Consider the following 19,141-nt stretch of genomic DNA (forward strand, 5'->3'; position numbering starts at 1 on the left):
GAACCCGGAATGACAGCGCATGGAAGCCGAATTGAAAATGCCCGGCTCAAGGCCGGGCATTTTCATGTCAGGATTACGATCCGCTCAGGACCGACTTGGCCTTGGACCACCAGCCGGCGCGCTTCGGGCGCTCCGGGTCCGGCGGGGTCAGCACGACGGCGACCGGCTCGGGTTCAGGGACCACGGGTGCCGGCGCTGCGGGCTCTTCGGCCACGGGCTGGGACGGCGCCATGATGCGGTCGTCCTGGGGCGCAGGCTTCGGAGCCTCCACCTCGGGCTTGAGCTCTTCGGCAGGAGCCGACATGGCATCCGACACCGGCGCAGCTTCAGCCTGATCGGCGGCCACGAAGCCTTCCTCGGCGGCGAACTCAGCGGTCTCGTCGCGTCCGCGTCCACGGCCACCGCGGCGGCCGCGACGCCGGCGGCGTCCGTTGCGGTCCTCATCGGACTCAGGGGAGCCTTCGCCTTCCGTGGCCGCAGCCTCGCCCGTGGAGGCCTCGACCTCGGCAGCTTCCTCGCCTTCGGGTTCGCCGGCCTCGGTGCCTTCGTCGTCCTGGGCTCCGCCCGCGGAGACCTCCCGGTCGCGGCCCCGGCGGCGACGGCGGCGGCGGCGGCGGCGTCCGTTCGCATCGCCTTCCTCGCCGCGCTCCTCTCCGGCCTGAGCCTCTTCGGTGGTTTCCTCCTCGGCCTCAGCCTCGATCTCGTCCTCAACCTCGTCGACCGGCTCGTCCACGGGGATGATGGCGTCGATCTGGATGCCGGTCGCGGCGGATTTGTGCTCCAGCTTGAGGGCGGGCTCGCCCCGGTCGATGGCGTAGGTCGTGGTGCCGATGATGCTGTCGTCGGCCACGATGGAGATAGCGACGCCGAAGCGGGTCTCGAGCTCGCGCAGGTGAATGCGCTTCTGGTTCAGGATGTAGAACGCCGCGTCCATCTTGGTGCGGACGATGAGGTTGTAGCTCGCGTTCTTGATGAGCGTTTCCTCGATCGAGCGCAGCACCTGCAGGGCGACCGACGGCGTCGAGCGGACGAAGCCGGTGCCGGCGCAGTGCGCGCAGGGGATCGAGGAGGATTCGAGCACGCCCGTGCGGATGCGCTGGCGCGACATTTCGAGGAGCCCGAACGGCGAGATGCGGCCCACCTGGATGCGGGCGCGGTCGTTCTTCAGGCACTCGTTCAGCTTCTTCTCGACGGCGCGGTTGTTCCGCTTCTCCTCCATGTCGATGAAGTCGATCACCACGAGGCCCGCGAGATCCCGCAGGCGCAGCTGCCGGGCGATCTCCTCCGAGGCTTCGAGGTTGGTGCGAAGCGCCGTGTCCTCGATGTTGTGCTCGCGGGTGGATCGTCCTGAGTTCACGTCGATGGAAACGAGCGCTTCCGTCGGGTTGATGACCAGGTAGCCGCCCGATTTCAGGGTGACCACGTTCGAGAACATGGCATCGAGCTGGGCCTCGACGCCGAACTTCGCGAAGAGGGGCTGCGGATCGCGATAGGGCTGGACCAGCTTCGAATGGCTCGGCATGAGCATCCGCATGAAGTCCTTGGCCTCGCGGTAGCCGTCCTCGCCGGCGACCATGACGTCGTCGATGTCCTTGTTGTAGAGGTCGCGGATGGCGCGCTTGATCAGCGAGCCTTCCTCGTACACGAGGGCGGGAGCCGCCGAGCTCAGCGTGAGCTCGCGCACGCTCTCCCAGAGGCGCATCAGGTATTCGTAGTCGCGCTTGATTTCGGGCTTGGTGCGGGAGGCGCCTGCGGTGCGCAGGATGATGCCCATTCCTTCCGGCACCTCCAGCTCCTGGGCAATTTCCTTCAGGCGCTTGCGGTCCGCCGCATTGGTGATCTTGCGGGAGATGCCGCCGCCCCGGCCCGTGTTGGGCATGAGCACCGAATAGCGCCCGGCGAGCGACAGGTAGGTGGTGAGCGCCGCGCCCTTGTTGCCGCGCTCTTCCTTGACCACCTGCACCAGAAGAATCTGGCGGCGCTTGATCACTTCCTGGATCTTGTACTGCTTGCGGGGCACGCGCCGGCGCTGGGGAAGATCCTCGATGGCGTCGTCGCCGCCGAGCTGCTCGACGATCTCGTGCTCCTCCAGCTCGTGATCATCCTCGGACTCCTCGTCGTCCGCGTCCTCGTCGGCTTCGTTGTCCTCGCCGGTTTCGGATGCGTCCTCGTCGGATTCCTGTGAATCATCGGGAGATGCGACCGCTGCCGATCCCTCGACAGCCTCGATTGCGTCTTCCTGCGCACCTGCGTCAGGGGTGTCGCCTTCGGCTGAGGCGCTTGAGACGTCCTGTTCGGACGTTTGAGCCTCGCCCAGGGCCTGGGCTTCGCCGGAGCCCTCGCCCTCGGCGAAGGCTTCCAGGCTCTCGCCGGCGCCGGCCTCGGATTCGGACGAAGCGACGGCTTCGTCGTTCCGGGCCCGCTTCTGGGAGGGACGGCGGCGGCGGTTGCGGCGGCGCTCCTCCTCGTGCTCTTCCTCGCGCTGGGCCTCGGCCTCGGCCTCGAGCAGAGCCTGCCGGTCGGCGACAGGAATCTGATAGTAATCCGGATGGATCTCGCTGAAGGCGAGGAACCCGTGGCGGTTGCCGCCGTATTCGACGAAAGCCGCCTGAAGGGACGGTTCGACCCGGGTGACCTTGGCGAGGTAGATGTTACCCCGCAGCTGCTTCCGGTTAGCGGATTCGAAGTCGAATTCTTCGACCTTTTGACCACGTACCACCACGACCCGGGTTTCTTCCGGGTGTGAGGCATCGATGAGCATCTTGTTTGCCATGTTGAACTCTCGACATGGCGATCGAGGGCAGGACCTGAGGCAGGGGCCGCGTTGTGGGCGGGTGGCCACGCCGCGTGTTGCGGCGGCGGGCTGAGATTGCGTTCGGATTGCTGTCGATCGCCATCGTGCGCCTCATTCGGGCGCATCCTGGGTTAAACTGGGCCGGCTCCATGCCGGGTGAGGGGAGGCATGGGCGGGCGCGAAAAGAAACGCGCGATTCGAACGGTGCCGAGACGAGAGTCAGATCTGACTTCGTGTTCGCAACCATTCAAGACGGCCCTTTCATAGAATTCGACAACCGGCGGAGCCGGCCATCGGCGGGTGGCGACAAGCGTCGCCATATGATCCTGTCCGTGAGCCTGTCGAGGGTGACGGGCGTCCTTGAGGATCGGTCAACACAACCGTCTCCTCGGAGCCGCCGTCAGATTCGGCCATGCCGAACGGGATCAAGATCATTACAGATCGATTGGGGCATTTGGCAAGATGCAAGGTCACTGTACCATGAATGCAACAGAGTCTCAGCAACCGTTCAACCCCCGTGAGGTTTCATTAACCAAAGGCCGTCTATGAGTTAGGAAGGACGCTCCAGATCTTCAGCGACCGGTCATGCAACCTGCACCCTTCATACGCCTCATGAGCGCTTTCCTGCTGGCGATTGCCATCGCCGCCGGAGGCGCTCGCGCATGGGCTGCGGGGGAGGGAGCGAAGGCCGGAGCCTCGGCTGTCGCGGCGGCCGTTGCGGTGGAGTCCGAGGGCGCCAAGACCCGCTTCAAGATCACCCTCTCCAAGGCGGTGACGGCTCAGGCCTTCCTGATGGAGCGCCCCGACCGGGTGATCGTCGACCTGCCGGAGGTGTCCTTTCACCTGCCGGCCGAGGCCGGGCGCAGCAAGGAGGGCCTCATCGCCTCCTATCGCTATGGGCTTTTTGCCCCCGGCCGCTCCCGGGTGGTGATGGATCTGGCCCAGCCCGCCGTGGTGTCCGGCATGACGGTCCAGCCCGATGCGTCGGGCGCGGCCACGCTTCTGACCATCGAGCTGTCCCGGGTGGAGCGCGAGGAGTTTCGCCGCGCGGCGGCCGAGAGCGCCTCCAAATCGGCGGAAGGCGCCCCGGAGCCTCCCGCCGTGCAGCAGGCCAAGGATGCGCGGCCCGTCATCATGATCGATCCCGGCCACGGCGGCATCGATCCAGGGGCGGCGGCGTCGGGCCATGTGGTCGAGAAGGATCTGGTCCTGTCCTTCGCCCAGCGGCTGAAGAAGAAGCTCGAAGCCGGGGGGCGCTACAAGGTTGTCATGACCCGCGACGAGGACGTGTTCGTCTCCCTGGGCGCCCGGGTGAAGGCGGCGCGGGCCGCCCAGGCGGACCTTTTCATCTCGGTCCATGCGGATTCGATCTCCGGAGGGCAGGATGTTCGGGGACTGACGGTCTATACCGGCTCCGAGCGCGCCTCCGACGCGGACTCCGCCCGGCTCGCCGACCGCGAAAACAAGGCCGACGCGGCGGCCGGCGTCGAGTCGGGCGACATGCCGGACGACGTGTCCGACATCCTGCAGGAGCTCACGCTCAGGGAAACCCGCAGCTTCTCCCACGGCTTCGCCACCCGCCTCGTGGGCGAGTTCGACGCGGTGGCCCGCCTCAACAAGAACCCTCACCGGCAGGCGCGCTTCCAGGTGCTGCGCGCCCACGATGTCCCCTCCGTCCTGGTCGAGCTCGGCTATCTGTCGAGCCAGAAGGATCTGGATCTGCTGATGTCCGAGGAGTGGCGGTCCAAAATGGTCTCGGCCATGGCCGTCGCGGTGGATCGTTTTTTCGCGACGCGGTTTGCCAAGCAGGGCGCCGCCGCAGTTTTACCATAGATAGAGTGTGGATACCCGTAGCGGGGGCGCGATTCATCGGTTAACGAGGGTCCGCGTTTCAAGATCTACATAAACGGGCGCCCAAGGCGCCGTCATGGAATACCTTCGAATGCGCTTCGTCCTACGATTTTTCGGGTTTCTCTTCAGCGTTGGAGCGATCTTCTTCCTGATCGGCGCCGTGGGCCTGGCCTATGGGTTCTGGTTCTATTCGAAGGACCTGCCCGATCACGCCCAGCTCGCCAACTACGAGCCGCCGGTGATGACGCGCATTCACGCCTCCGACGGCAGCATGATCGCCGAATATGCCCGGGAGCGGCGCCTCTACGTGCCGATCCAGACGGTGCCGAAGCTCATCATCGGAGCCTTCCTGTCCGCCGAGGACAAAAACTTCTACAAGCACCCGGGCATCGACCCGGAGGGGCTCGTGCGCGCCGTGGTGGTGAACCTCCGGTCCGGCGGAAGCCGCGAGCAGGGCGCGTCCACCATCACCCAGCAGGTGGCCAAGAACTTCCTGGTGGGCAACGAGAAGAGCTATGAGCGCAAGATCCGCGAGGCGCTGATCGCGCTCCGGATGGAGTCGACCTTCTCCAAGGAGAAGATCCTCGAGCTCTATCTCAACGAGATCTTCCTCGGCACCCTGACCCCCGGGCGCAACCTGCACGGCATCGCCGCCGCGGCTCTCGACTATTTCGGCAAGTCCATTCACGAGCTGACGATCGCGGAGGCCGCCTATATCGCGGCCCTGCCGAAGGGGCCGAACAACTACCATCCGTTCCGCCAGCGCAAGGCCGCCGTCGAGCGCCGGGACTGGGTGATCGAGCGCATGGCCCTCAACGGCTACATCTCGCAGGCCGATGCCGAGGCGGCCAAGAAGGAGCCCCTCAACGTCAAGCTGCGGGTGGTCTCCCCGAACAGCATCGCTTCGGGATATTTCGCCGAGGGCGTGCGCCGCGACATCGCCGAGCGCTATGGGGAGGGGAGCCTCTACGAAGGCGGCCTGCTCATCCGCTCGACGCTCGATCCCAAATTGCAGGCCATGGCCCGCAAGGCCCTCGTGGACGGTCTCGTGCGCTTCGACGAGGCCCGCGGATGGCGCGGTGCCCAGCAGAAGATTGATCTGGCAGGCCGCGAATGGGGCTTGGCCCTGGCAGAAGTACCGGTACTTGGCGACGTTCAGCCCTGGCGCTCAGCGGTCGTGCTGGAAGTCGCCCGCGGACAGGCAAAGGTTGGCCTGCAGCCCAGGCGTGAGGCTTCCGGGCAAGTTGTCAAGGACCGCGAGACGGGTCTTGTGACGGCCGACGGCATCAAATGGACTCGCCGCAGCGTCGACAAGGCCTTGGCAGTCGGCGACGTGGTCTACGTGGAGCCTCTCGCGGACAAGCAGGGCCAGTTTCGCTTGCGCCAGATGCCAGAGATCTCCGGCGCCATCGTGGCAATGGACCCGAATACGGGCCGCGTTCACGCCATGGTGGGGGGCTTCTCCTACGATCAAAGCGAGTTCAACCGGGCAACGCAGGCCATGCGCCAGCCGGGCTCCTCGTTCAAGCCCATCGTCTATGCGACTGCTCTTGACAACGGCTATACCCCATCGTCCCAGATCATGGACTCGCCTTTCGTGCTCGATATGGGGCCCGGGCAGGCCGCTTGGGCGCCGTCCAACTATGACGGCAAGTCTGGTGGCTTGAGAACCCTGCGCTACGGCATTGAGCATTCCAAGAACCTGATGACAGTGCGCCTGTCGAACGAGATCGGCATGCCGGCGGTGACCGACTATGCGCGCCGCTTCGGGGTCTATGACGACATGCTGCCGCTGCTCTCCATGTCGCTCGGTGCCGGCGAGACTACGGTAATGCGCATGACGGCAGCCTATTCCATGTTCGCCAATGGTGGGCGTCGCATCAAGCCGACCCTAATCGATCAGATCCAGGATCGAAACGGCCGCACGCTTTACCGTCACGATGACCGCAAGTGCACCACCTGCAACGCGCAGAAGTGGGACGGCGGTGCGCCGCCGAAGCTTACAGATACCCGGGAGCAAGTGCTCGATTCGCTCACGGCCTACCAGATGACCTCGATCCTGGAGGGTGTGGTGCAGCGCGGCACGGCACAGACGGTCAAGGCTGTGGGCAAGCCGCTCGCCGGCAAGACGGGCACAACAAACGATGCCAAGGACGTGTGGTTCGTCGGCTTCTCGCCCGATCTCGCGGTCGGCGTGTTCCTGGGCTACGACCAGCCCAAGTCCCTCGGCAATGCGGCGACGGCCGGCCAGTATGCGGCGCCGGTCTTCCGCGATTTCATGCAGATGGCGCTCAAGGACAAGCCCGCGACCCCGTTCCGGGTGCCGGCTGGTATCAAGCTGATCCGCGTCAATGCCTCGACCGGCACCCGTGCCGGAGGCGAGGGCGGCGGAACGATCCTGGAGGCCTTCAAGCCCGGCACGGCGCCGCCTGAATATGTGGCTCCAGAGCCGCAAGAGGTCCCGCAGGCCGAGTACGAGGCACCGGGAGCGCCGGCGCCCCGTCAGGCCCTGGGCGGCGGGTTGTACTGATCAGGCCGGGCCACCCTACCTATCCGAATAGTCCAAAAGCCGAAACGAATGACCCTGTGGCCGCAATCCGGCCGCAGGGTCACTCTCAATGGAGGGCGGCGCTCCCGGGAGGATCTGGCTTGAACCGAAGGTTCGTATCAGGGAAAAATGGACCCGGTTTTCAGGCCCACACGATGCGGGGGCCAGGAATGGGGATCGATAAATTCCGAAAGTGCATTCCACTTTCAGGCCCAATGCTCTAAGACGCCGTCATCAGGCACGGACAGCACCGAGAACCATGCGCGCCGAAATTCAACATCTCGTAGAAGAGACCAAGCAGTCAGTCGGGCTGCTGAGGAGGCATCTTTGACTGGGACAATGCCCAGCGACGCCTCGCAGAACTGAACGCCCAGGCCGAAGGGCCGGACCTCTGGAACGATGCGGAGGCCGCGCAGAAGATCATGCGCGAGCGCACCTCCCTCGAGGACCAGATCACCGCGATCAAGCGGATGGAGCAGGACCTCGAGGACGCCATCACCCTGATCGAGCTCGGCGAGGCCGAGGGCGACGAGGGCACCATCCGCGAAGGCGAGGAGACCATCCGGAGCCTTCAGGCCGAAGCCGCCCGCCGCCAGGTCGAAACCCTGCTGTCCGGCGAGGCCGACAGCAACGACACCTATGTGGAAGTGCATTCGGGCGCCGGCGGCACCGAAAGCCAGGATTGGGCCAACATGCTCCAGCGCATGTATGCCCGCTGGGCCGAGCGCCGGAAGTACAAGGTCGAGCTGCTCGAGATCACGGATGGGGACGAGGCGGGCATCAAGAGCGCCACGCTCCTGATCAAGGGTCACAACGCCTATGGCTGGCTCAAGACCGAGTCGGGCGTGCACCGGCTGGTGCGCATCTCGCCCTACGATTCCAATGCCCGCCGGCACACGAGCTTCGCATCCGTGTGGGTTTATCCCGTGGTTGACGACCGCATCAACATCGAGATCAAGGAATCGGACTGCCGCATCGACACGTTCCGGTCATCAGGCGCCGGCGGCCAGCACGTGAACACCACGGACTCGGCGGTGCGCATCACCCACATCCCGAGCGGCATCGTGGTGGCCTGCCAGCAGGAGCGGTCCCAGCACAAGAACCGGGCCACCGCCTGGAACATGCTGCGCGCCCGCCTCTACGAGGCCGAGCTGAAGAAGCGCGAGGAGAAGGCCAGCGCCGAGGCCGCCGCCAAGACGGATATCGGCTGGGGCCACCAGATCCGCTCCTACGTGCTGCAGCCCTACCAGATGGTGAAGGACCTGCGCACGGGGGCTCAGTCCACGGCCCCGCAGGACGTGCTCGACGGCGACCTCGACCCGTTCATGGAAGCCTCGCTCGCCCAGCGGGTGTATGGCGGTGACGCAGAGGTCGAGGATATCGACTAAGCATCTTGCTCCGGCAGAGGCATGCTCCTCCTGGTTCAGGGCGGAGCGGCTCTTGCCGGAGGCTTCAAGGGATTATGGTTTGTGGCGCGGCCGTGAAGCATTCCAGAGCGTGCGTCGAACATGCTCCGGGATCCAAGGCCGCCGGAGCCCAATGGGTCGCCGTTCAGACGACGTAGAAGTCCGATGCGCTCAGGTTCAAACCTATGTCATACCGGCTTATGGTGATCTTCGCGAAGAGCACCTTCTCCACGGCGCCCGATCCATCGGGGTCGTAGTAGAGCAGGTTGTCGTCCTCATCGTAGACGATGTAGTCGTTCTCATCTTCCGTGGTGCCGTAGTCGACGAAACTGTCCCAGCTGAGCTGTCCCACGGGCAGCTTCGTGAAAACCGCCGAGGACAGATGGATTGAATCGTCCTCTTCGAAGTGAACGATCTTGTCGACGTTCGCTACGGGATCGAGGGGGGTATCGAACACGAAAACGTCTTCGCCGAAACCGCCGTGCAGCGTGTCGCTCCCAGCGCCACCGTTAAGGGTGTCGTCACCGTCGTAGCCGAAGAGGCGGTCGTTTCCGCCACGGCCCTGAATCACGTCCTTGACGCCCGTTCCGTGGATCTTGTCCGCGCCTTCCTTCCCGATTTGGGTCAGGGTTTCGGTTCTCTTGTTCCACGACCAGGCTGCGACATGCTTGCCGTCGGTCTTGGACGATCCGTAAAGCTCCTTGATGGCCAGCTTGTCCAACCGCCCCAGCTTGGTCGGATAGATCTCGCTCTCGCCGTTGTCGTAGCTCATGACGGTGTTCTTGGACTGGTCGTCAGCCTTGCTCAGCTTCTTCTTGTTGTAGGGCGACGTGTGGAACGGATGCTTGAGCCCAAGGGCATGACCGATCTCATGAAGCAAAACGTAGGTCTTATATGAGATGTTCTTGAAATCGGGCTTGTAATGGGTGTTGAAATGCACGCTGCCAGCCTCGTACATCCGATTGTAGGCTTCGCCCGGCTCGCTTTCGTCCAGCGTGTAAAGCTCCGGAAACTCGGCGTAGGCCACAGTGGTGCTGTCGATGAACGGGGTGTACCAACTGAAATTGATTTCCGCATCGGCACTCTTGGTCTCGAGAAACCGGATCCCGGAAGCGTCGCCCCATTGTTTGAGGGCGTAGCGGGCAAGTTTCTGATCCGCCGAGTTGAAGCGCTTTTCGCCCCAACTTGCCGCGAACGAATAGGTGAGGAAGATCGGCGTCTTCTGCGGCTTCAGGGTCGGGTCGGAGTTCCAGTTATAGCCGGTCAGAATGGCTTTATGGGACGGCATTATCGATGGCTCGCAAAGGAAGGAAAGATTTCATCCGCAAAGTAATATGATTACTTATTTTTGCAACCCTGAAGATGGCTATAGGTTTCTGGCCGCCGCCAGCACCTCCTCCGCATGCCCTGGCACCTTCACCTTCGGCCAGACCCGGGCGATAACGCCCTCGCGATCGATCAGCACCGTGGTGCGTTCGACGCCCATATATGTGCGGCCGTACATGCTCTTTTCCACCCAGACGCCATAGGCCTCCAGCATCGTCTTGGCCTCGTCGGAGGCAAGCGTGAAGTCGAGACCGTACTTGCTGCGGAACTTGTCGTGGCTCTTCAGGCTGTCTGGCGATACGCCGATGATCTCGGTGTCCGCCGCCTCGAAGTCCCCACGGAGCGCCTGGAAGTTCTGCGCCTCGAGGGTGCAGCCGCTGGTATCGTCCTTAGGATAGAAGTAGAGCACGACCTTGCGCCCTTTCAGGCCTTCCAGGCTGATCTCCCGACCATCTGTCGCGGGCAGGGCAAAGGCCGGGGCTTTGGTTCCAATGTTGAGGTGCATCATTCGCCTTCCTTTCGGCGGATTATACTGATTGGAAACCTCTCGTATGCACGGCTGAACGGAACAGTCGCGAGAAGTGCCCGACACGGTTAAGTTGTCTCCTCTGATTCCCTGATCCGCGCGCAAGCGCAAGAACCGGATTGCTTGATATAACAAGAATGAAGCTTCCATTTCGGACCACGTTGCCCCGGCGAGACCCGGTGAAGCGAAGCCTCTTCAAGCGCGTGCTTCGTGGTACTCTCTATGTGAAGCTTGGCCTTGTTCTCTTTGTCGCTGTTGGGCTCGGCCTCTTCTACCTGCGCCTGTCCGCCGCACCCTTGAGCTTCGGGCGTCTGCCGGAGCGGGTGGCCGAGGCGCTCGCCGCCCGCATCGGCCCCGGCTGGGACGTGACCTTGCGGAATACGTCGATCGAGCTTCACGACGGGTCTCCGGCCCTGCGGGCCAACGGGCTCGACATCAGGGCTCCGGGAGGAGCGCTCGTGCTCCGGGCGCCCTATGCGGTCTTCAGCGTCGATCTCTCCTCCCTGCTGACAGCGAACCTTCAGCCGAAAGCGATCGAAGTTCGCGATCTGCAATTGCGGGTTCTGGTGAACCGCGACGGATCGCTGACCTTCTCTCCCGTGCAGGGAGCCGATGCCGGGGACGCCGCGCCGCCGTCCGTCTCGCCTGATCCTTCCAAGGCGGCCGCGGCATCCCTTGCCCTCGATACCAACGGACCTTCGCCGGTATCGGGTGCGGTCGGATCGTTGCTCGACCTGATCGTGGGCCCCGGAAGTGTCCTCAATTCCTTGGGCCAGGCGCAGCTGACCAATGCGCGCCTTGTCTTCGTCGACGCGGACGGTCGCGAGCGGGCCCGGTTCCACCGGGTCGACGCCGCCTTCGACTGGGCCGAGAATGGCGGCCGCCGGTTCGCCGCGACGGTCGATGGACCGCAGGGACCCTGGCGACTGAACGGCGACGCCATGGCCGAGGGGCAGGATACCTATCGGGCCTCGGTGGTAGCGGATGGCGCGCCCATCAAGGACATCCTGCTGCTCACCGGATCCTCGGACCTGCCTGCGACCACGGATCTCGAATTCTCGGGGCGCTTCGACATCGCCTATGCGCAGGGCCGCATCACGCAGCTGAAGACCCGGCTCGACAGCAATGCCGGCACGGTTCAGATCGACGATCCCGACACCTCGCCCTTCCCGGTCGAGCGGGCGGCGATCGAGGCGAGCTGGAACGAGGGCGAGAAGGCGCTCGAGCTCCATTCGCTCGATATGAAGGGCGGCGAGACGCAGCTGCGCCTTCGCGGTCGCCTGATGACTCCGTCCGGGAACGATCCCTGGCGTCTGTCCCTCAACGGCCGGGACATCGTTTGGACCGGGGCTGCACCAGGGGACAGGCCCCTCCGGGTGAGCGAGTTCGCCGCCGAGCTTTCCGGGCCGGACGGCGTTGCGATCAATAGCCTGACGCTCAAGGGACCGGAGCTGTCAGCCAGCATCACGGGCCTTCTGGGAGCCTCCGCCGATCCGAAGGGCTTGCGGCTCGATGTGCGGGCGGACAAGACCAACCTTCGCTCGGCCCTGCGGCTCTGGCCCGAGGCGGCTGCGCCAGCTGTGCGGCGCTTCCTCGTCTCCAACCTCAAGGCGGGCACCCTGGAGGCAATCGACCTGAAGGTTGCGATGACAGGGGCCGATATCGAGAAGGCCGTTACGGGCGGCCCGACGCCGGACGAGTCCCTGAAGATCAATTTCACCATCGCGCAAGGCGTGCTTCAGGCGGCCGACGGCCTCCCGCCGGTTTCCGGCATGAACGTCACCGGTCTGGTGACGGGCACGAAGGTTCTTGTCCGCGCCCCAGCAGGACATGTCCAGATGGCGGGCGACCGTTCGCTTGCGGCGTCCGAGGGGGCGTTCACTCTCGACAACTACTGGGACGACAAAGCGGTTGCGCGCATCGACTTCCGCCTGACCGGCGCCGCCGATGGATTGGGCGCGCTCCTGCTCGAGCCGCGCATCAAGGAAATCGCCGGGTTCAACATCGATCCGGCCACCATGAAGGGCAGGGCGGACCTGCGCGTCGGGATAGGCCTTCCGGTGAACGACATTCCGGAGTTCGCGAACCTGCCCCTGAAGGTCACCGGAACGGCCAGCGACTTCGGGGTCGACAAGTTCTTCGGCAAGGACCGCCTGGAAGGGGCCAATCTGACGATCGCCTTCGACAAGGGCGACCTGTCCGTCAAAGGCGACGGCAAGCTTGCCGGAAGCCCGGCGGCCATCAATCTCCAGAAAAACCGGCAGGGCGGACAGGCCAGCGTCGCATTCTCGCTCGACGAGGCGGCGCGAAGCAGGAGAGGGCTGTCCTTCGGCTCCCAGCTCACCGGAACGGTCGGCCTGAAGGCGAGCCTGCCCCTCGGGGCATCTGCCCCGTCCATCATCCTGGTCGAGGCGGATCTCGCCAAGGCAGGCGTGGATCAGCTCGTTCCCGGCTGGGTGAAACCGGTCGGCAAGCCCGGCAAGCTGACCTTCACCATGGTCGATGGACCGGCCAACGAGATCAAGGATCTGCACCTCGACAGCGGCACGGTGCAGCTGCGCGGAACCGCAACCCTGTCCTCGGACGGCGGCCTGGACAAGGCTGAGCTGTCCACCTTCAAGCTCTCGCCCGGCGACGACATGCGGGCGCAGATCGACCGCACCGGCAGCGTCTACAAGGTCACGATCCGGGGCAATGTGGGCGACGCCCGGCCTTTCGTGAAGGGCGGGGGGACAGCCTCCGGCCGCGCCATCGCCGCGCAGCGCGACGCCAAGGATTTCGACCTCGATCTGAACCTGAACATCCTGACCGGCTACAACGAGGAGGCGATCACCAATGCGTCGATCAAGGCCTCCATGCGCAAGGACAGCCTGCGTCAGCTCGATCTGAAGGGGCGGCTTGGTGCAACCGACATCCTCGGGCGCACGGTTCCCCAGAACGGGGGCAGCCCCGTCGTGATCATCCAGGCGGAGGATGCCGGCGCGTTGCTGCGCTTCACCGACATCTACAAGCGCATGTCGCGCGGCAGTCTCATCCTCCAGCTGGCGACCGGGGGCGAGCCGCAGGCGGGCCATGTGGTGATGCAATCGTTCGCCCTTGTGAACGAGCCTGCCCTGCGCCGCATCATTCCCACACAAACCCAGATCATTGCGGGTCAGGACAGGGCCGGGAATCCGCAGACCGTTCGCGTGGACGTGAACGAGGTCCACTTCACAAAGGCCCGGCTCGAGTTTGCCCGCTCGGCGGGCCGCGTCGATTTCAAGGACGCAGCCATCTGGGGCAATCAGATCGGGTTCACCCTTGGCGGGTTCATCGATTATGCCCGCGACCGGCTGGATATTTCCGGCACCTTCGTGCCAGCCTATGGGCTGAACAACGTGTTCGCCCAGGTGCCGCTGTTCGGGCCGTTGCTGGGGGGAGGGCAGAACGAGGGGCTGTTTGCGGTCAACTTCCGCCTGGCCGGACCGGCCGGCGCGCCCTCGCTGACGGTCAATCCTCTATCGGCCGTCGCCCCAGGCTTCCTGCGCAAGCTTTTCGGAGTCGGCGGGGAGCCGCAGACAGGATCGCTGCCCGCAGCTCCCGACCGATAGAAGCCTTAGACGGCGCGCAGGAGGACGTGCTTCTTCTTGCCGAAGGACAGCTTGATCACGCCCTCGGCGGTCACGTCCGACAGGCTCAACGTGCCGCGCTCGTCCGAGACGGTCTGGTCGTTCACCTTGAGGCCGCCGCTTTTCACCTGCCGCCGGGCTTCGCTCGACGAGGGCACGAGCTTTGCGTAATCCGGCCCGAAGGCGGCGAGCACCCCGAGGCCCTCTTTCAGAACATCCGAGGCGATCTCGACCGTCGGCAGGCTTTCGGCCAGCGCGCCCTGCTCGAAGGTCTTGCGGGCGGTCTCCGCCGCCAGCTCCGCCGCCTCGCGGCCGTGAAGGAGAGCGGTTGCTTCCGTGGCCAACACCTTCTTCGCCTCGTTGATATCGGCGCCTTGCAGCGCCTCGAGCCGGGCGATCTCGTCCATGGGCAGGATCGTGAAAAGCTTCAAGAAGCGGGCCACATCCGCATCCTCGGTGTTGCGCCAGAACTGCCAGTAATCGTAGGGGGTCAGCATGTCGGCGTTGAGCCAGACCGCGCCGGAGGCGGTCTTGCCCATCTTGGCGCCGGAGGCGGTCGTCAGCAGCGGGCAGGTGACGGCGTAGAGCTGCTGCGTGCCGAGTCGGCGTCCGAGATCGATGCCGTTGACGATGTTGCCCCACTGGTCCGACCCGCCCATCTGCAGCACGCAGCCGTAGCGCTTGTTGAGCTCCACGAAGTCGTATGCTTGGAGGATCATGTAGTTGAATTCGAGAAACGACAGCTCATGCTCGCGGTCGAGACGCAGCTTCACGCTGTCGAAGGCCAGCATGCGGTTGACGGAGAAGTGCCGGCCCACATCGCGCAGGAACTCGATGTAGTTGAGCTTGGTCAGCCACTCGGCATTGTCCACCATCATGGCGTCGGCCTTGTCGTCGCCGAAGGAGATGAAGCGCGAGAAGACGGTCCTGATGCTGTCCTTGTTGGCCTCGATCTGCTCGACGGTGAGAAGCTTGCGGCTCTCGTCCTTGCCGGACGGGTCGCCCACCCGGGTCGTGCCGCCGCCCATAAGGGTGATGGGCTTGCCGGCCCCGGTCTTCTGCAGCCAGTGCAGCATCATGATCGAGAGCAGGTGCCCCACATGGAGAGACGGGCCGGTGCAGTCATAGCCCACATAGGTGGTGAGCCGGTTCTCCAGCGCCGCGGCATCCACGCCCTCGAAATCCGAGGTCTGGTGAATGAAGCCTCGCTCGGTGAGAACCTTCAGAAATTCGGAACGTGGCGCGTTCATCGCGTCTCTCTCAATGGGTTTTGGTACAGTGAAGCGGTCCTGTACCAGCTTCGCGGCGGAAGTTCACCAGATTTTGCCGTCCTTCGGCCTTCGCGAGCACCTATCCCGGTTCAGGATCCAAAGGAAGGTGGGGAGCGCTTCTCCCCGTTCGCTTCTTGGAAGTTTTCCCAGAGACAATAACGATTTATGCCTCTGCGGCAGGATGAGCGCGCATGTCCGGCCAGGAGCCGATCCTTGACAAAGCGTAGCTATACGTTATGTTAACATAACAATATAATGTACTGGTGAATCTATGTCCTGGTTCTCTGACGCTTTCAACTCTGCGGGTAACTGGGTTGTCGATCAGGTCGAATCCGTGGGCGATTGGATCGGCGATCAGGCCGATTCCGCTTGGAGTTGGCTGTCCGACAATATTTCAGGCATTCCACTCAAGTTCTTCTCGTTCATGGGCGGGCTCGTTCCGTCCTACACGTTCGGGAACGTGCAGTACTACATTCCCAACCATGCCGATAACGACGTGAACGCTCTTCAGTCCGGGTCCAAGTGGAGCGGATCGACGATCACGTATTCATTGCCTGATTTCCGTTCGGATTATGAATGGGCCAACCCGAGCGCATCGGGCTTCAAGAGTCTGTCCGCTGAGACCGAGGTCGCTGTTCACGCGATCATGGCTGCAGTCGGTGGGCTCGTCAGCACGGGCATCTCCTATGCGGGCCGTGGCGAGGCCAACATCAAGGTCGCGTCTTTCGAGCCCGGTTCCGTGATCCAGCGCAGCCACGGCTATTATCCTGGCGTACCCGTTTATGGCGGCGACACGTGGCTGACTACCGGCACGTCGACGGCTGTCATGAAGGGGAGCCACAACTACTTCATGGCCATGCACGAGCTTGGCCACTCGCTGGGCCTGAAGCACTCCCACGACTCTGCTCCTGGCCTTCCGCGGATGTCCAGTTACCGTGACAGCACCGAATATACGGTAATGTCATATAACGAGACGATCAATCGCCCCCAGAGCTTCATGCAGTACGACATCGCGGCGCTTCAGGCGATGTACGGGGCCGATTTCACGACCCAGAGCTCCAACACCACGTACCGCTGGAATGCCGCAACGGGCGAGATGTACATCGACGGGGCAAGCCAAGGCAGAACTGCAGGAAACCTTGTTTTCCTGACGATCTGGGATGGCGGCGGCGTCGATACCTATGACATGTCGAATTACGCCGACGATGCTGCGATCGATCTCGCCCCAGGCGGATACTTGCGGTTCTCCAATGCCCAGCTGGCCCGCAAGGATGCGGCCACCAAGGTGAGCGGCAACGTCTACAACGCTTTCCAGCACAATGGCGACAATCGTTCCCTGATCGAGAACGCGATCGGGGGAAGCGGCAACGACAAGATCCTCGGCAATCACGCGAGCAATGTTCTCGAAGGCAGGGACGGAAGGGACGAGCTTCAGGGTAAAGGCGGGACCGACACCCTTGAGGGCGGCTCCGGCGACGATGATCTGGAGGGCGGCGCAGGCGCTGACGTGCTGCGGGGCAGCATCGGTTATGATTTTGCCAGCTACTCTAACGCCGCCGGAGGCGTGGTGGCCAACCTCTCCGATGCGTCGCAGAACAGGGGCGAGGCTTACGGCGACGTTTACGACAGCATCGAGGCGCTGTCCGGTTCAGCTTATGACGACAAACTTATCGGCAACGAGACCGGCAACAAACTCTACGGCCATGATGGCGGCGACTGGCTCTCGGGCCTGGATGGGCGCGACTACATGGTGGGCGGGGCTGGCGACGACACGCTCGTGGGTGGTCAGCACGGCGACTGGCTCGTAGGCGGGGCCGGCTATGACTATGCCGCCTACACGATGGCCGTCACCGTGAGTCTCCTCGATGCCTCGCAGAACACCGGCGAAGCTGCCGGTGATACTTATGAGAGCATCGAGGGCCTGTTCGGCTCAAACTACTCCGACACGCTCACCGGTAACCATGGCGGTAACGTGCTCTACGGCGGCTATGGTCAGGACACCCTCTTCGGCCTATCCGGCAACGACTTCCTCCTGGCCGGCGGCGACAATGACGATCTGCTCGGGGGACACGGCGCCGACACCCTCGATGGCGGCGAAGGCTATGATTGGGCCAGCTACTACACTGCCCTCACCGGCGTGCAGGCGAGTCTTGCCAGTCCCTGGGTCAATACCGGCGATGCGGCCGGGGACGTATATGTGTCGATCGAAGGCCTGGGCGGCTCGAACTATGTTGACTGGCTCACAGGCAACGAAGCCGGCAACCAGATCTACGGTCATGGCGGCAATGACGAGCTTTTCGGCAACGGCGGGAATGACATGCTCTCCGGTGGTGAGGGCGGGGACGGGCTCTACGGCGGAGCCGGCGCGGACTATCTCGAAGGTGGAGCGGGCCACGATTTCGCCTGCTACGACCGCGCGACGTCGGGCGTGACGGCCAACCTTTCCGCGAGCTGGCTCAACTCGGGTGAGGCTTATGGCGATACGTATGCGTCGATCGAAGCGATCGGCGGCTCGGCTCATGCGGATTCGCTGACCGGCAACGCGGTCTACAATGAACTGTTCGGCCAAGGCGGCCACGACCAGTTATTCGGCCTGGGCAGCGGTGACTGGCTGGTCGGCGGCGACGGCCATGACCTGCTGGTCGGCGGGGAAGGATCCGATTGGCTCACCGGCGGCACGGGCTCGGACATCTTCCGCTTCGACGGGGCGCTGGGCGCCGGCAACGTGGACACGGTGAACGACTTCACCGTGGGCGCGGACGTGTTGCAGCTGACGCGCAACACGTTCACGGCCTTTGCCGGCCAGGGCTCCGTTCATGCTTCGCAACTCGCCTTCGGGGCTGCGGCGAGCGCGGCGTCGCACCGGCTGATCTACAACAGCAGCACGGGTGCGGTGTCGTACGATGCGGACGGGGTGGGCGGCGCCGCCCAGGTGCAGTTCGCCACCATCGGCAAAGGCTTGGCACTGTCGGCCGCAAGCTTCGCCCTCGTCTGGGCCTGAGCTCCAGCCTCGAACCTTAACAACAAAGCCGGCGTTCACACGCCGGCTTTGTTGCACATTGGAGGGTCGAAGATCCGAGCAGGCTCAGGCCGCTTCCTCGGTGCTGCCCAGGCGCTTGTCCAGGTACTCGTCCACGGACACCATGAGCTCTTCGACCTTGCCGTCGAAGAAGTGGTTGGCGCCGTCGATCACCGCGTGTTCGAGCTTCACGCCCTTCTGGGTCTTCACCTTCTCGATCACGCTGACCACGTCCTTGACCGGGGCCACCCGGTCTTCCGAGCCGTGCACGAAGAGGCCGGAGGACGGGCAGGGGGCAAGGAACGAGAAGTCGTAGCGGTTGGCCATGGCGGCGATGGAGATGAAGCCTTCGATCTCCGGGCGGCGCATGAGAAGCTGCATGCCGATCCAGGCCCCGAAGGACACGCCGGCGATCCAGCAGGCGCGCGCATCCGGGTTCATGGACTGCGCCCAGTCGAGGGCCGCCGCCGCATCGGACAGCTCGCCCTGGCCATGGTCGAAGGCGCCCTGGCTGCGGCCGACGCCGCGGAAGTTGAACCGCAGGACCGAGAAGCCGCGCTTCGCGAAGTCGTAGTACAGGTTGTAGACGATCTGGTTGTTCATCGTCCCGCCGAACTGCGGGTGCGGATGCAGGATGATGGCGATGGGAGCGCCCTTTTCCTTGGCGGGCTGGTAGCGCCCCTCGATGCGACCGGCAGGACCCGTGAAGATGACTTCAGGCATGTACGCGAACCTCTTGATCGCCTCTCCATTGAGAGAGGGAAAACCCCGGACGACCTTGACTTCAGGTCG

Annotated in this window: 10 protein-coding genes; 5 read left to right on the forward strand and 5 right to left on the reverse strand. The window is 64.0% G+C overall.

The features are described 5' to 3' along the window. Positions 1 to 73 precede the first annotated feature (73 nt). Positions 74 to 2,773, reverse strand: a complete 2,700-nt coding sequence (locus JKG68_RS06785; RefSeq protein ID WP_202057283.1) for an Rne/Rng family ribonuclease — start codon at positions 2,771 to 2,773, stop codon at positions 74 to 76. Positions 2,774 to 3,406: 633 nt separating this feature from the next. Here JKG68_RS06785 and JKG68_RS06790 point away from each other — a divergent pair. The 3 genes from JKG68_RS06790 to prfB all read left to right on the forward strand — a co-directional run bounded on the left by JKG68_RS06790 (position 3,407) and on the right by prfB (position 8,581). Then, the gene (locus JKG68_RS06790) at positions 3,407 to 4,627 is read left to right on the forward strand and encodes an N-acetylmuramoyl-L-alanine amidase (protein ID WP_246515157.1); all 1,221 of its coding nucleotides are present in this window, start codon (positions 3,407 to 3,409) and stop codon (positions 4,625 to 4,627) included. A 109-nt stretch (positions 4,628 to 4,736) separates the two neighbouring features. Then, on the forward strand, positions 4,737 to 7,175 hold the full coding sequence (locus JKG68_RS06795) for a penicillin-binding protein 1A (RefSeq protein ID WP_202057461.1): 2,439 nt from the start codon (positions 4,737 to 4,739) through the stop codon (positions 7,173 to 7,175). 277 nt (positions 7,176 to 7,452) lie between these two features. After that, a protein-coding gene (prfB, locus tag JKG68_RS06800) for a peptide chain release factor 2 (RefSeq protein WP_202057286.1) occupies positions 7,453 to 8,581 on the forward strand; the annotation gives its coding sequence in 2 pieces (ribosomal slippage) (positions 7,453 to 7,521 and positions 7,523 to 8,581; 1,128 coding nt in all). A 163-nt stretch (positions 8,582 to 8,744) separates the two neighbouring features. On the opposite strand, the gene JKG68_RS06805 is transcribed toward prfB, so the two are convergent. Further along, positions 8,745 to 9,887 carry a matrixin family metalloprotease gene (locus JKG68_RS06805; protein ID WP_202057288.1) on the reverse strand — a complete coding sequence of 381 codons (1,143 nt, stop codon included), beginning with the start codon at positions 9,885 to 9,887 and terminating at the stop codon, positions 8,745 to 8,747. Between the two features lie 78 nt (positions 9,888 to 9,965). Beyond that, the gene (locus JKG68_RS06810) at positions 9,966 to 10,430 is read right to left on the reverse strand and encodes a peroxiredoxin (protein WP_202057462.1); all 465 of its coding nucleotides are present in this window, start codon (positions 10,428 to 10,430) and stop codon (positions 9,966 to 9,968) included. Between the two features lie 200 nt (positions 10,431 to 10,630). Here JKG68_RS06810 and JKG68_RS06815 point away from each other — a divergent pair, with 200 nt between their 5' ends. Beyond that, positions 10,631 to 14,041, forward strand: coding sequence for a YhdP family protein (locus tag JKG68_RS06815; protein ID WP_202057291.1), 3,411 nt, complete (start codon positions 10,631 to 10,633; stop codon positions 14,039 to 14,041). 5 nt (positions 14,042 to 14,046) lie between these two features. On the opposite strand, the gene tyrS is transcribed toward JKG68_RS06815, so the two are convergent. Continuing rightward, a complete protein-coding gene (tyrS, locus tag JKG68_RS06820) occupies positions 14,047 to 15,309 on the reverse strand; it encodes a tyrosine--tRNA ligase (RefSeq protein ID WP_202057293.1) in 1,263 nt (420 codons plus the stop codon). Between the two features lie 292 nt (positions 15,310 to 15,601). On the opposite strand from tyrS, the gene JKG68_RS06825 reads away from it, so the two are divergent. Beyond that, positions 15,602 to 18,331 (forward strand): M10 family metallopeptidase C-terminal domain-containing protein, encoded by a 2,730-nt coding sequence (locus tag JKG68_RS06825; protein ID WP_202057295.1) that lies wholly within the window; start codon positions 15,602 to 15,604, stop codon positions 18,329 to 18,331. Positions 18,332 to 18,415: 84 nt separating this feature from the next. Here the strand turns inward: JKG68_RS06825 and JKG68_RS06830 are convergent, their stop codons facing one another. After that, on the reverse strand, positions 18,416 to 19,072 hold the full coding sequence (locus JKG68_RS06830; RefSeq protein ID WP_202057296.1) for an alpha/beta hydrolase: 657 nt from the start codon (positions 19,070 to 19,072) through the stop codon (positions 18,416 to 18,418). Positions 19,073 to 19,141 lie beyond the last annotated feature (69 nt).

Source organism: Microvirga aerilata (assembly GCF_016743775.1).
GTDB classification, from domain to species: domain Bacteria; phylum Pseudomonadota; class Alphaproteobacteria; order Rhizobiales; family Beijerinckiaceae; genus Microvirga; species Microvirga aerilata.